The organism is Gracilibacillus sp. HCP3S3_G5_2 (assembly GCF_052063305.1).
Taxonomy (GTDB): Bacteria; Bacillota; Bacilli; order Bacillales; family Amphibacillaceae; genus Gracilibacillus.
In genome coordinates this window covers 101,742-116,221 of the sequence record NZ_JBQHXU010000003.1, presented here as the reverse complement: position 1 = coordinate 116,221, position 14,480 = coordinate 101,742, and the positions used below count along the sequence as shown (strand labels likewise).

The window sequence follows — 14,480 nt, the reverse complement described above, 5'->3', positions numbered from 1 at the left end:
CCGGGCTTAACTAAAGAGCCCGGTTTATTTGTTTTGATAAGTATTAATACGTGCTATTATAGTACGTAGTTCGCAGAAAAAAGGAGAAACTGTTTATGAGTATCAAACGAATGATAATAATAGAAGTAATTTACTCGCTTATTTTAGGCATTGTCTTCTCATTCGTATTTAATAATTTTTTACTAGGAATGCTTGGAGGATTTGCTGTAGGAGCATTAATGATCCTAATTATGACTGTCATTATAAAGAAGAACAATAGCCAAGAAAATAATACCAATCAAAATAACACATAAATTTACTGGCAAAAAAGAAAACTATCTTCGATAATTAAGGAGGAGGATAGTAATATGGATGCACAACGCGCACAAGAAATTTTGGATTCACCTGATATGCGAAATGTAACATATAATGGAGATCAAGTATATATTGAACATGTCGATCAAGGTACAGGACATGTCACCGTTCATCCGATTGAAAATCCAGAACAAAAGCTAATGGTAACAGTGGAACAATTACATGAGCAATAAGCAGAAGCTGCATTCCTGTTCTAAATTTATGGAATGCAGCTTTATTAAATAAAAAATAACATTATTTATAAATATTTTGCAGGAATTAGCCGATTAATATCGAATAGTATATATTATATGATCAACTTACTAGTGACATTGTATATCTATATTATTACTAAGTTATTTCGAATTCAAAGGTTATTCGCTCGGGGGATGTGTAATGCAATGGTTTGAACCTTATCCACTATATATTATCGTTACGGCTTTTTTTATATTATTTTTATCGTTTAACCTTCTAAAAAAGCCAGTCAATCTTGTTCGAGTATTTTTATCCATCAGTTTAATTCTTTCCAGTTTATTAATGATTTTATCTGCTTTAGAGCTATACATCGATGATTTTAATGCAATGTTATGGTTAAGAAATATCCAGCAAATTGCATTATTTTTATGTCCGGTTTTCCTTTTTGGTTTTGCTAGAGAAATAACCGATCCAAATGCTAAAAAGAATATTACATATGTATGTTGTATAGGAGTCCCTGCATTAATGGGGATAATCCTGATATTAACTAATCATATCCATCATTGGATGCGGTCCAGCGTGACAACTCATACAATATGGGGGTTTACTGAAATTACGATTTCTCCAACGGCATTGGGTGTTATATTGCTCTCCTATATAACTCTTGTAACTATAATTACGGCCTTTACTTTTTTATGGTATATGTATGAACTGCCTTCACATCTAAGAATTAATTATTTTTTAGCTTTTGTTGCGATTCTACTTCCGTTAATTATTGCTTGTATTTTAACTCTGTGGCCTGTAAATATTCCTGGGCAAGTTGCTTTATCCTTTTCGCTAATGAGTGTTTTGTTAGTTTTTAACTTCAAACGTTTTGATTTTAATTTAATGTGGCCAGTTTCTCGTAACAAAATTTTGGAATCATTAAATGAAGGAATTGTTCTATTCGATCCAATGTATAACCTTTTAGAAATAAATGAGGCGGGAATTCAGTTAGTAAGAAGGTGGATGCCTAATGTGGATTCAGATCTAATTCTTGGTAAAAAAGTAGATCAAGTATTTGCTAATAAAAGAATTCAGTCTGGTATATACCAAAATTCATCCACCTCTTTTGAAACAAAGGTGGAATTAGGCGAAGTAGATATGTACTTGCAAGTTAACATTATTCCCATTGAACGCTTCGGACACAATGTTGTCATGGTTGTACTACGTGATATAACAGAGAAGAAATTAATTGAGAAACGATTATATACGTTAGCTCATTATGATTCATTAACTAATATATGTAACAGACATTCTTTTATTGAAAAGTTCAATTCGGTGATGGAAAATAAAGAATTACCTATATCCTTCTTATTAATGGACATTGATCATTTTAAACAATTTAATGATCAATATGGGCATATAGTTGGTGATGAAGTATTGAAAGAATTTGCTGCGATATTAACTGAATTTTTTTCGCCGTTAAAACATACGATTGTTGGAAGGATTGGAGGCGAAGAGTTTGGCGTTTTATTACGTAAGGATGCTGTAGAGGCTGAGGAACTGGCTAACTACTTTCAGCAAAAACTTACGAATCACGCTATTTTTGTTGATGGCAATCAACAAGAAAAAATTACTGTAAGTATCGGATTGACTACTACTGTTGAGCCAGTTAGTTTTGAGATAATGTATAAGGAAGCAGATAAAGCATTATACCAAGCAAAAAGAGCAGGAAGGGACCGTGTGCAAATGACTAATGCTTAAAGGGGGATATAAGATGGCTGATATTAGTCAACTGATGGAATGGACATTTTATGAAGAAGTGAAAGTACCGGCTGATATAAATGAGCTTTTAATTGAAGGAGAAGTAGCTCATACTGCGTATAAAACTGTACGTGACGTTGCGGTGATAACAAATAAGCGATTTATTATTGCAGATCGACAAGGGATTACAGGTAAGAAGGTGGAAATATATACAATACCTTTTAAATCAATAGATATGTATTCTTCAGAAAATGGCGGTAAGTTTGATTTAAACGCAGAGCTTGAATTGTGGACTAGATCAGGAAATTTCAAATTAAACCTTAATAAAAAAGTGGATATCCGAAAGTTAGACAAAATTATTGCAGAGTATGTCTTATAGTCATGCAAACTACTTTTTACGACATGAAGGGTGAATAAGAAAGTCGTAATTTGCGGTTTCCCGGGCAATATTTTGGGCACTGAGTAAAATGCAGTGCCCGAAAATTTACTAATTACTTAATTTATTTGCAATCATTTCTTTATCTTCGCTAAATTTATGATGTGTATGGTATATCAAATCTTCAAATAAACCGTTCATATTTCTTTCTAATGAAGCAATACCTACGCCTGTGACTCCACCTTTTACGCATACTTTTTCTATTAATTCATTTAAAGTAAAGTGATTCTCTGATAATAACTTCCCAAACCCAATAAACATTTTTTCCATTAATTGAGTTGCTTGTTCCGTTGTAATTTCTGTTTGATTGACAGCATCTTGAATATATCTCTCTGCTAAAAATGCAAAAAAAGCAGGACCACAAGATACGATGTCTGACGTTATTCTCATAATATTCTCCTCAATTTCTACTGGTTCCGAAAATTGTCTGCATCTTTTCATAAATAATTCTTTCCTAAATGAATCTACTCTATCACCGAAAGTTAATAGGGTTACACCAGCAAGAGCGTAGTTCGTAATACTTGGAACCATCCGTGCTACTTGACAATCAATAATGGACTCAATCTCTTCCACTGACATCACACTTGTTATCGATACTAATAGTTGTTTTTCGTCCAATATTGGTTTGATTTCTCTTAACACATCAATCATGTCTACTGGTTTAACGCATAAAAAAATTGTATCAACTTTTTCAATTAATGCAAATATATTTTCCTCTACATGAATCTGTGGATACTTTTGCTGGATGGCATATGCTTTTTCTATTGTTCGATTATTAATATAAAGGCTTTCCTGATCAATGACGTTAGATTCAAGAAAGGCCGTTACTAAAACTGCACCCATATTACCCGTTCCTATTAATCCCCATTTCATTTCATCTCGCCTCCTGGATAGTTTCTAACAATATCCTATGAACAACTTTACTATTCTATGATAAAGGAATGATAAACATGTCTTGGATAACGAAAAATTGGTATATTATTTTAATCATCGCTGCAATTTTGGTTTGGTTAGTTATTGATCCTTCAGTAGAGGCAGACAACCAGGTAGTTATAGAGCATCCAAAAGAAAACGTGGAGACCTTGCTGAAAAAAGAAGAATCAGTATTAATAGAATATAAAATCGATATTAAAGGTGAAGTAAAAAGTCCAGGGGTGTATAAGGTTAGGGAGGATGACCGAGTGGAGGATGCGATTCAATTAGCTGGAGGTTTTACCGATAATGCAAGTAGACATACGATAAACCTAGCGGAGCGGGTATATGACGAAATGGTTATCTATATACCGACAATAGATGAGGAAGGAGAGGAGATGCAGCAAGAACAAGCAATAGAAAATGAGGATCAAAAGGTTAAAGTAAACATAGCATCGATGGAGGAGATTCAGACAATACCAGGTATTGGGGAAGTAAAGGCGACTGCTATTATTGAGTACAGAGAGACTTACGGCAGGTTCGAGAAACTGGAAGATTTAACCAAAGTATCAGGAATTGGCCAAAAAACAGTTGAGCAAATGGAGGAATATGTACGAATACCATGATTTTATTGACGCTTTCCAATAGGATCGTTACACTTTTATATATGTGAGATAAAAAGAAAGGGGTATGAACAATGGAAAGGATTTCCTGGCATCAGTATTTTATGGCACAAAGTCATTTGTTAGCTTTAAGAAGTACCTGTCAACGTTTAATGGTAGGGGCGACAATTGTTAGAGATAAGCGTATTATAGCAGGAGGATATAATGGAAGTGTCTCTGGTAGTGTACATTGTATCGATGAAGGTTGTTATGTGATTGATGGTCATTGTGTTCGCACGGTTCATGCAGAAATGAATGCCATTTTACAATGCGCTAAATTTGGTGCTTCGACAGAAAATGCAGAGATTTATGTGACACATTTTCCATGTTTAAATTGTTGTAAAGCAATTATTCAAAGTGGAATAAAAACGGTATACTATGCGGAGGATTACAAAAATCATCCATACGCTGTAGAATTGTTTGAAGAAGCTGGTGTGCATGTTGAAAAAGTCGAATTAGATCAGCATTACATAACGTTAAAACCATAACCTTTTGTAGAAAGTGAGGGGGGTGATGACTGCTTGTATCAACGATTACATTGGTTTGTTTTATTATATATAATTAGTTTTGTGATGAAAGATGCTAGTGTTAAATGGTTTGTTATGACATTAGTTGTCTTAACTTTCTATTTCGTTTACTTTCATCGATTTCCTAAACTGCTCATTACCTTCCTTATTATTTTTGGACTTTTTTCTCATTATCAGATTCCAATTTTAAACCCAAAAGCTATTACAGAAAGCACGAGTTCCTCTATTCAAGGTAACATTCATTCTTCAGTTGAACATAAAAGTCAATTTCTTCGTTTTACACTTCAATCACAAGATCATCAGCTAATTCAAGTGTATTATTTTTTACATAAAAACGATGATCCACATAAGTATTCCTCTTTTCGAATGGGAGCTTCCTGTACGTTATATGGGAATTCTCAACAAATTCCTATGGCACGTAATCCTGGCCAATTTAATTATCAGCATTTTCTGGCATCTCAAGGAATTGAAAAACAATTTGTAATCGAATCGCTTGATCAAAGCAATTGTGATGGACAATCATCTTGGCAAAAGATTTATGATTTACGTGTACAAATTTTAGAGTATATCGAAAATAATGTCAGTACTTTTACATATGCCTGGTTTGCTGCACTTCTATTTGGAGATCGGGATCATCTCGAAGAAGATATTATAACTCTATTTCAAAATTGGAATTTAACCCATTTACTCGCGATTTCCGGTTTACATGTAGGATTGATTTTGGCAATTGTTTATTTTATATTATTATTTGTGTGTCGTATAACTATCGAGAAGGCACAGACTATTATATTATGTTTATTAGTTTTTTATCCCGTGATGGCAGGTGGAGCACCATCGGTTTGGCGAGCTAGTCTGTTAGCAATTGTTGTAATCATCCTATCTAAGTTACCCATTCGTCTTAGCATAACCGACATGTTAAGTATTGTTTTTTTATTAATGGTAATGATGGACAGGTTCGTCATCTATTCTACTGCATTCCAATTTAGCTTTTTGGTAACTTTTGCAATAATGTTGTCAAGAAAAATAATAGATGGAGATAGTGGCTATATATGGTCAGTGCTAAAGATATCACTTATCAGTATGCTTATTATATTACCAATACAACTTCATCTTTTTGATCATTTTCAACCATTATCAGTTTTTCTAAATGTGTTAGTCATTCCTTATTTCACAGTAGTGGTCCTACCATTGTTGTTTCTTATACTTCTTTCGTCATTAATTCCAACTTTATTAGCCATTGTCGATTATATGTTTGTACAGCTTCATACGATAGCACTTCATGTTTTAACAATCGTTGACAGCCTAATGCCGTCTTCATGGTTAATCGGCGACTTTCCTATTTATTATTATTTCCCTTTTTATGTTTTATTATGGTTATTTCTTATTTATTTTGAAAAGAAACAATTGAAAAAAGCTGTTCAATTCGGTTCGTTATTAGTATTATTGCTGATATTTATTAGTATGAGGCCTTACTTTGATCCACATGGTTATATAACCGTACTTGATATTGGACAGGGAGATGCGATTGTTCTCGAATTGCCTTACAGAAAGGGAGTTTTTATGATTGATGCAGGTGGGAAAATGGAAGCAGACTATTCCAATCCCTCTACTCAAGTCTTTGATCAAATCATCGACCCATTTTTGCAATCAAAAGGAATAAGTAAAATAGATGCTGTCATATTGTCTCATGCTGATCATGATCACATTGGCAGTGTACCGCATATTTTAGCGGATTATCAGGTGAATTATCTGATCACGAGTCCCTATTTTGATACTCAAATGATCGAACATTATAAGAATATAGCTAGTGAAACTCATTTTTTTACAGTTAAAGCCGGAGATAGCTTCGAGTTAAGTCAACAAATTTTTGAAGTGTACTATCCTAATACAAAGCAAACAGATAAAAACCAGAATTCACTAGTTATTAGCAGTACATTTGGTAAGAATACTTGGCTATTCACAGGAGATCTTGGAGAAGAGGGGGAAGCAGAAATAATGAATACCTATCCTAATCTATATACTGATGTGCTGAAAGTAGCACATCATGGTAGTAATACTTCAAGTTCGGAGTCATTTTTGCAGGGAATAGATCCCAAAATAGCCTTGATATCAGTTGGGGAACATAACCATTACGGCCATCCTCATAATGAAGTTTTGAATAACTTGGAGAAGCATCGAATAAGAGTAATGAGAACAGATCACCAGGGTGCACTTATTTATAAATTCACAGAAGAAAGTGGAACCATTTTCCCTTATTTACCATATAATACAGTAGAATAAAAAAGTGCAAAGTAACAGCGTGTAAATTTAGTGAATACGTATACGCATGCGATTAACGACACCTAAAAGTAGTGGCTTTCCAAGTATCTTAATTTCACATAATTTGCATTAGATAGCAATGTAGCCCAATTTCTTTTCTATAGGTTAGACATCTTCCATACTGCTTCTTTCAATAAAAAACGAGACTATATCAATAGCCTCGTTACAATTATGAACCAATAGCATCAAAAATAACACCGATAAAGAAAATAATCATAAAGAATAAAAACGAGAATACAAAACCAAATCCAGCATCAAAAATATCGTGGCGTTTCGATTGAACATCCTTTTCAAATTCATTCATTGTTTATTACCTCCTTAAAATATCAAATCGAAGTAACATTTATTACTCCTGTTTTTAAATTTAATTTTTTCATCCATATCTCAGGATTCCCTTACTTAGCAAGAGTTAACACCTATATATTTTGGGGTATCAGGTCAATCTATATATAAGAAAATATCGCAACTTGGTTAGATTCCTAGGGCTAATGAAGTTGCGTTGATATAGATTGCAGAGGGAAGGATGAAATGCCTCCCTCTTTTCCATTAATATGTATCAATAGGTATTTTACATTCTGCGTTCTTTTCAATAGTTAAATCTTATTATACAATAATACATACTCAGTTTTTTTTCAACTTTTAAACGATAAACATATAAATTTTTTGATAAATGACAAAGGACACATTTCTTCAATGGAGAAATAACTGCTTAATTAGTAAGGATTTGCAAGAGTTTATAATACATATTTGGAGATGAGTAAATGAGTTATCTAACTTGTATAGAAGAAATAAAAAAGGAAAAATTCGCTCCTGTTTATTATTTTCATGGAACAGAAACATATATGATCGAAGCGTTAAAGCAGGCGCTAATTTCGAATGGTTTGGACAAGGACGAACAAGATACGAATTTGTCTATTTATGATTTAGAGGAAACGCCTATTCAGGACGTGGTAACTGATGCAGAAACATTTCCTTTTCTTGGGGAAAGAAAGATTATTATTGCAACAAATGCAGATTTTTTAAAAGCAAAACCAGCAAAATCGGAAATTGAGCACAAACCTGAAGTATTAATTGAGTATCTGCAAAACCCTGCTCCATATTCTGTATTAGTAATAATTGCTCCATATGAAAAAGTGGATGAACGTAAAAAAATAGTAAAACAACTTAAAAAAGTGGCAAAATCAGTTGGATGTGAGCCATTGAAAGAGTGGAATATTCAAGAAGTAATTGGCACCATTGCACAGGAATATGGTGTCAGTATATCTGAAGAGGTAATGACATACTTTATAAATGAAATTGGTACGAATCTAATGATCATCCATTCAGAAATGGAAAAACTTGCATTATATGTAGGGGAAGGAAATGAAATTAGGTTAGAGGATGCAGAATTATTGCTATCTAGCCAAGAGAACAGTTCAGCATTAAAGCTAATGGATGCTATTATGGCAAATGACTTGGCAAAAGCAATAGATATTACAAAGGATTTGGAAAAAATGAACGAGGATCCGATTGCTTTAATTGCATTAGTAGCATCACAATTCAGGACATTGTTACATGTGAAATTATTAAAGCAAAAAGGCTATACGCAACAGCAAATGGCTAGCCAATTAAAGATACACCCGTATGTTGCAAAATTGTCTATACAACGCCAAAGTAAATTCCAAGTGAAGGAACTGAAGGAAGCAATCGATTTATTGACAAAAACGGATGCCCAAATAAAATCCGGCAAAATGGACAAGTCCCTCGCATTTGAATTGTTACTATATCGATTAATTTCCAAACGGAAGATTGTATCTTAGTTGAAGGTATCTAATTGGAAGAAACCCAATTTATGTACACGTTACTTGACCGTTTATGGATAGTGTACACATTTATTTATTCTTATTTAGTAATAAAAAACCACAACAGCTTTTGTCTGTTGTGGTTTTTTATTATGCACTTAGTCCGTTTACTTTTTGTGCTAAGCGAGATTTTTGACGGTTACCTTTATTTTGGTGGATAAGCCCTTTTTGTACGGCTTTGTCAATTTTTTTCACTGCGGTTACAAGTGCAGCCTTTGCATTTTCAACATCATTGTTTGCTACTAATGCTTCCACTTTCTTAATATGTGAACGCATTTCTGCTTTTACGGTTTGATTTTGTTGACGGTGATCTTCATTCACACGAACACGTTTAATTGCTGATTTAATATTAGCCAATGTCTTCACCTCCATCTTGCTTCATACCTAAAGTTAGGTCAAATGACATTTTACCAAAGCTTTAAAGAGTTTTCAATAAAAATTGTTGTTTCTCCAGAAATATACATGGTGTATCTTTTTGAACTACTCGGTAAAACTATTAAAAAAGTATGAGGAGGATATGATTGTGAAAGATCACTCATTTGAAGTAAGAACAGATTTAGCAGTGGAAGCAAAAGATATGTATGTCGAAAAAGAAGAAAATAAAAAGCAGAAAATAGAAGGGGTAACAATAAGTGAGAACCAAATAGGAAATATCGAAGTAACGAATGTAGAAGTTGATGAGCAAGGTGCAAAAAATATTGGGAAAAGTCCTGGATCTTATCATACGATTTATTCAAATGCAATTAAAAAACAAGATACCAAATCACAGAAGGAAACAGCACAAGTAGTAACTAAACAACTACTTACATTAATGAATAAAAACCAGGTGGCTAAAGATGCTCCGGGTTTAATTGTAGGTTTAGGTAATAGAAATGTAACACCAGATGCTTTAGGCCCTATGACGATTGATAAAGTGCTCGTTACCAATCACTTATTTGTTCATGAACCTCAATATGTACAGGAAGGTTATCGCAAAATAGCGACCATTAATCCGGGCGTAATGGGCGTTACAGGTATTGAAACAAGCGATATTATTAAAGGTGTGATTGAAAAATATCAACCAGGTTTTGTCATTGCCATTGATGCACTTGCTTCTCGTTCCATTGACAGAGTAAATGCAACTATTCAGTTATCAGATTCTGGCATACACCCAGGGTCTGGCGTTGGTAATAAACGAAAAGAATTAAGTAAAGAGACTTTAGGTGTACCAGTATTCGCTATTGGTGTACCTACTGTAGTAGATGCGGTTACTATTACAAGTGATGCCATTGACTATGTGCTAAAACATATCGGTAAAGAGTGGAAAGAGAAGGATAAACCTTCTAAATCTTTAACACCAGCAGGATTAAACTTCGGTGACCGTTCTCTTTCGGAAGAGGATTTACCACCAATTGAAAAGAGAGAGAAGATATTTGGCATGATTGGTGCATTAGACGATCAAGAAAAGCGGGCTTTGATGCAAGAGGTATTGACACCGCTTGGTCACAACTTAATGGTAACACCTAAAGAAGTGGATGGCTATATAAAAGATATGGCTCATTTATTGGCAGAAGCGATTAACGCAGCAATGCATGAAAACGTTGATATTAGAAATTTTGCTCAGTATACAAGATAAAAAAAGGTTCTACTTTCTATCGAATCATCATAGGATCTACTAGAGATGATAGAGGAGATAGAAAGGAGAACACTATGCGCCGTCCTTACCGTTCAAAAAAGCGAGTGTTATTGTTATCAAAACATAAATTATTTGTCATTATATCAGGGTTTGTTACCGCATTTTTCGCGATGTTTATTTTAGTAGGTGTCTTAACAAGCATTGATCCCAATTATCGTGTTGCTTCTAATACAGTAAAAAAATGGACAAACAATGTAACGGAAGTCCATTTCTTATCTTTGATGATGATGGAAAACCGTATTTTTAAAGAAGCACTTCCGGACGAGAGGACACCTATAGATATGTGGAAGGTAGTTTTTGAATTAGGTACGAATGTCAGAATGCATGATGTTAGAAGCTTATTGGGGAGAGAACTTCCTGGGTTTGAGATGTATGATCGGCAAATTTTAATTGCAGGTGAAGGAACAGATTATACAAACCTTACAGTAGAGTCAACCCCACCACTTGATATTGTGTTGGAAGAGAGAGAAGCGACAACACCAGAAGAGAGAGAGGAGGGTAAACAGTCTCCTGAAGAGCAAGAAAAAACGACAGGGGACAAAAATGTTGTCTTTATATATAACACACATAACCGTGAATCATTCTTACCATATTTACCTGATACAGACGATCCTAATGATGCTTTTCATCCTGAAGTAAATATAACAAATGTCAGTGAACAGCTTGCGAAAGACTTAGAGCGTCATGGTATTGGAGCAGAAGTAGATGATACAGATATTGGTACCATCTTAAATGAAAGAGGTTGGAATTACTCGTCAGATTCTTACACAGCTTCTAAAGAAGTGGTCGAAGCGGCATTAACTGATAACAAAGATGTTAATTTTGTGTTTGATTTACATCGCGACAGTATCCGAAAAGATGCAACAACTATTGAGATTGATGGTAAATCTTATGCCAAGATTATGTTTGTCATTGGTGGAGACAATCCGGAGCATGAAAAAAATTATGCATTAGCAAAGGAACTACATGATTTATTAGATGAGAATTATTTAGGATTGAGTCGCGGAGTGGAAATGTATGGTGGTGCTGGAAGAAACGGAGTTTATAATCAAGATATCTCAGAAAATGCCTTAACGATAGAAGTTGGGGGAGTGGATAACACAATGGAAGAATTGTATAACACCACAGAAGTTTTTGCAGAGATCTTTAGTGAGTATTATTGGGATGCAGAAAGTGTCTCTGGAACTAATGAGGGGGAAGAATAAGGTGAAATACTTTTTTTATCTATTGATGTTAAGTTTGGTTTTTTCGTTAGGTATGTACATTGGTATTGACCGTAGTGAAGTAGCCGCCGATCATTCAATGGAAAATTTGGCTAAGGAATCAACGGAAACAAATGAGGTTGACGTAGTGGATAGAGATAAAATTGTAGAAGAAGTAGAAGCAGAAATAATCGTAAGTGAAATAGAGCCTACTTTTTTGCATTCTATCGCGAGTGAGGGTGAAAAAATCGTCAAAGTCATTTTTGATCGGATTGTAGATGTCACGTATGCAGTAGTTGATGGTATTTTTTAAAGAATAAGAAAGAATTGAGAAGTTCCTCACGCATATTTCTGTTGAACATCCACATGTTCACTGCTATAATCAATGCTAGGATTGTGGTCGAATATAGGAGTTGAAGGACATTGGCGAATAGTAGAAATCAAAGCAAAGTGCGTAATTTTTCAATCATTGCACATATTGATCATGGAAAATCAACGCTTGCTGATCGAATTTTGGAAAAAACGAAAGCATTAACGTCACGTGAAATGAAAGAGCAGTTTTTAGATGCAATGGATTTAGAACGTGAACGTGGTATAACTATCAAATTAAATGCAGTTCAATTAAAATATGATCGTGGTGGAGGAGACGAATACCTTTTTCACTTAATTGATACACCAGGACACGTCGACTTTACATACGAAGTTTCACGAAGCCTTGCGGCGTGTGAAGGTGCCATTTTAGTTGTTGACGCGGCACAAGGGATTGAAGCACAAACATTAGCAAATGTCTATTTGGCATTAGATAATGATCTCGAAATTATACCAGTTATTAATAAAATTGATTTGCCAAGTGCAGATCCAGAGCGGGTGAAACAAGAGATAACAGATGTAATTGGTATTGATGGCGATGAAGCTATATTAGCAAGTGCAAAGTCAGGAATTGGTATTGATGAAATATTAGAACAAATTGTTGAAAAAATTCCTGCACCTGAAGGTGACCCTGATGAGCCTTTAAAAGCACTTATTTTTGATTCATTATATGACCCATATCGTGGAGTTGTTGCTTACATTTGTGTCAAAGAAGGAACCGTAAAAGTTGGCGATAAAATCAAAATGATGGCAACCGGGAAAGAATTTGAAGTGAACGAAGTAGGTGTCTTTAACCCGAAGCCAGTACAACAAAATGAATTAACTGTCGGCGATGTAGGGTATTTAACTGCATCCATTAAGAATGTTGGCGATACACGTGTTGGTGATACGATTACCTTAGCAAAAAATCCAGCGCCTAAGCCATTACCCGGTTACCGTAAATTAAATCCAATGGTATTCTGTGGACTTTATCCAGTGGACGCAGACAAATATAATGATTTGCGTGAAGCCCTTGAACGTCTAGAATTGAATGACTCTTCTTTACAATATGAAGCGGAGACTTCTCAAGCATTAGGTTTTGGTTTTCGCTGTGGTTTCCTTGGATTGTTACATATGGAAATTATCCAAGAACGTATTGAACGTGAGTTTGGCATTGATTTAATTACAACAGCACCGAGTGTTATTTATAAAGTTGTGAAGACAGACGGGGAAGAAGTTAACATTGATAACCCATCATTTATGCCAGATAATCAATCTATTCAAGAGGTGCAGGAGCCTTACGTTCAAGCAACAATTATGGTGCCAAATGATTTCGTAGGACCTGTAATGGAAATTTGTCAGAAAAAACGTGGAGATTTTCTGGATATGCAATATTTGGATGATAATCGAGTAAATGTTATTTACGAAATTCCATTATCAGAAATTGTCTATGATTTCTTTGATCAATTAAAGTCTCAGACTAAAGGTTATGCGTCTTTTGATTATGAAATGATTGGCTATAAAGCATCGAATCTTGTGAAAATGGATATATTACTTAATGGTGACACGATAGACGCGTTGTCGTTTATTGTTCACCGTGATTTCGCTTTTGAGCGTGGAAAACAAATTGCGGAGAAATTAAAGACACTGATTCCTAGACAACAGTTTGAGGTTCCTATTCAAGCCGCAATTGGTAACAAGATTGTCGCAAGATCTAATATTAAAGCGATGCGTAAAAATGTTTTAAGTAAATGTTACGGTGGGGATATCTCTCGTAAACGTAAGCTTTTAGAAAAACAAAAAGAAGGTAAGAAACGCATGAAAATGGTTGGTTCTGTCGAAGTACCTCAAGAAGCCTTTATGGCTGTTTTGAAAATGGATGAGGATTAAATCAATTAGATACGAAAACGGTGGATTTATGGCTCATATCAAACATGTTCTCGATGAAGGAGAGCATGTTTTTTTATGTAGCCAACCCTTTGAGAATAATTTTTTCATGTAGTATAAAATATACTAATACGAAATTAACTTTAGAACATTATTTAAAAGTGCGTAATAACATTAAAAAAAGATTGTATAAAGGCAGAGCCTTGTTCTGATAGTTAGGCTAAAAAAACAATGTCATAACAATAAATTTATTATTGACTAAGATGATTCATTTGATCTATAATTAGGTCGAAAGAGGTGTTTAATCGTTATGGAACTTTTTTATAAAATCAGGATAAAATACCTAAGAATGCTTTTGAATAGTTGTATTGATCCAAAAGAGGAAAAAAAGTTGACT

The 14,480-nt window shown here is 34.3% G+C and carries 14 protein-coding genes and 1 pseudogene; 12 read left to right on the top strand and 3 right to left on the bottom strand.

Annotated features, from left to right (window positions below):
- Positions 1–95 precede the first annotated feature (95 nt).
- The 4 genes from ACTNEP_RS05580 (at position 96) to ACTNEP_RS05565 (ending at position 2,653) form a co-directional block, all read left to right on the top strand.
- The gene (locus tag ACTNEP_RS05580; RefSeq protein ID WP_441160738.1) at positions 96–293 is read left to right on the top strand and encodes a hypothetical protein; all 198 of its coding nucleotides are present in this window, start codon (positions 96–98) and stop codon (positions 291–293) included.
- A 54-nt stretch (positions 294–347) separates the two neighbouring features.
- Complete coding sequence (locus tag ACTNEP_RS05575) at positions 348–527, top strand: H-type small acid-soluble spore protein (RefSeq protein WP_441160736.1); 180 nt, start codon at positions 348–350, stop codon at positions 525–527.
- A gap of 202 nt (positions 528–729) precedes the next feature.
- Positions 730–2,274: a diguanylate cyclase domain-containing protein gene (locus ACTNEP_RS05570; protein ID WP_441160735.1), complete on the top strand. Its 1,545-nt coding sequence runs from the start codon at positions 730–732 to the stop codon at positions 2,272–2,274.
- 13 nt (positions 2,275–2,287) lie between these two features.
- Positions 2,288–2,653, top strand: coding sequence for a PH domain-containing protein (locus tag ACTNEP_RS05565; RefSeq protein WP_441160733.1), 366 nt, complete (start codon positions 2,288–2,290; stop codon positions 2,651–2,653).
- A 108-nt stretch (positions 2,654–2,761) separates the two neighbouring features.
- Here ACTNEP_RS05565 and comER read toward each other — a convergent pair whose 3' ends face one another.
- The gene (comER, locus tag ACTNEP_RS05560) at positions 2,762–3,583 is read right to left on the bottom strand and encodes a late competence protein ComER (RefSeq protein ID WP_441160732.1); all 822 of its coding nucleotides are present in this window, start codon (positions 3,581–3,583) and stop codon (positions 2,762–2,764) included.
- A 77-nt stretch (positions 3,584–3,660) separates the two neighbouring features.
- Between comER and ACTNEP_RS05555 the strand changes: the two genes are divergently transcribed.
- The 3 genes and pseudogenes from ACTNEP_RS05555 (at position 3,661) to ACTNEP_RS05545 (ending at position 7,091) form a co-directional block, all read left to right on the top strand.
- Positions 3,661–4,248 (top strand): helix-hairpin-helix domain-containing protein, encoded by a 588-nt coding sequence (locus ACTNEP_RS05555; RefSeq protein ID WP_441160731.1) that lies wholly within the window; start codon positions 3,661–3,663, stop codon positions 4,246–4,248.
- A 71-nt stretch (positions 4,249–4,319) separates the two neighbouring features.
- A pseudogene (locus ACTNEP_RS05550) lies at positions 4,320–4,766 on the top strand (ComE operon protein 2); the annotation flags it as partial.
- A gap of 39 nt (positions 4,767–4,805) precedes the next feature.
- Complete coding sequence (locus ACTNEP_RS05545) at positions 4,806–7,091, top strand: DNA internalization-related competence protein ComEC/Rec2 (protein WP_441160729.1); 2,286 nt, start codon at positions 4,806–4,808, stop codon at positions 7,089–7,091.
- A gap of 208 nt (positions 7,092–7,299) precedes the next feature.
- On the opposite strand, the gene ACTNEP_RS05540 is transcribed toward ACTNEP_RS05545, so the two are convergent.
- Positions 7,300–7,434 carry a YqzM family protein gene (locus ACTNEP_RS05540; RefSeq protein WP_073201643.1) on the bottom strand — a complete coding sequence of 45 codons (135 nt, stop codon included), beginning with the start codon at positions 7,432–7,434 and terminating at the stop codon, positions 7,300–7,302.
- Positions 7,435–7,891: 457 nt separating this feature from the next.
- On the opposite strand from ACTNEP_RS05540, the gene holA reads away from it, so the two are divergent.
- Positions 7,892–8,929: a DNA polymerase III subunit delta gene (holA, locus tag ACTNEP_RS05535; RefSeq protein WP_441160727.1), complete on the top strand. Its 1,038-nt coding sequence runs from the start codon at positions 7,892–7,894 to the stop codon at positions 8,927–8,929.
- A gap of 132 nt (positions 8,930–9,061) precedes the next feature.
- Here the strand turns inward: holA and rpsT are convergent, their stop codons facing one another.
- Positions 9,062–9,328 carry a 30S ribosomal protein S20 gene (gene rpsT, locus ACTNEP_RS05530; protein WP_441160726.1) on the bottom strand — a complete coding sequence of 89 codons (267 nt, stop codon included), beginning with the start codon at positions 9,326–9,328 and terminating at the stop codon, positions 9,062–9,064.
- Positions 9,329–9,488: 160 nt separating this feature from the next.
- Here rpsT and gpr point away from each other — a divergent pair, with 160 nt between their 5' ends.
- The 4 genes from gpr to lepA all read left to right on the top strand — a co-directional run bounded on the left by gpr (position 9,489) and on the right by lepA (position 14,086).
- Complete coding sequence (gene gpr / locus ACTNEP_RS05525) at positions 9,489–10,586, top strand: GPR endopeptidase (protein ID WP_441160724.1); 1,098 nt, start codon at positions 9,489–9,491, stop codon at positions 10,584–10,586.
- Positions 10,587–10,660: 74 nt separating this feature from the next.
- Positions 10,661–11,851: a stage II sporulation protein P gene (gene spoIIP, locus ACTNEP_RS05520; RefSeq protein WP_441160723.1), complete on the top strand. Its 1,191-nt coding sequence runs from the start codon at positions 10,661–10,663 to the stop codon at positions 11,849–11,851.
- A gap of 1 nt (position 11,852) precedes the next feature.
- The gene (locus tag ACTNEP_RS05515) at positions 11,853–12,161 is read left to right on the top strand and encodes a hypothetical protein (RefSeq protein WP_441160721.1); all 309 of its coding nucleotides are present in this window, start codon (positions 11,853–11,855) and stop codon (positions 12,159–12,161) included.
- A 110-nt stretch (positions 12,162–12,271) separates the two neighbouring features.
- Positions 12,272–14,086 (top strand): translation elongation factor 4, encoded by a 1,815-nt coding sequence (lepA, locus tag ACTNEP_RS05510; protein WP_441160720.1) that lies wholly within the window; start codon positions 12,272–12,274, stop codon positions 14,084–14,086.
- Positions 14,087–14,480 lie beyond the last annotated feature (394 nt).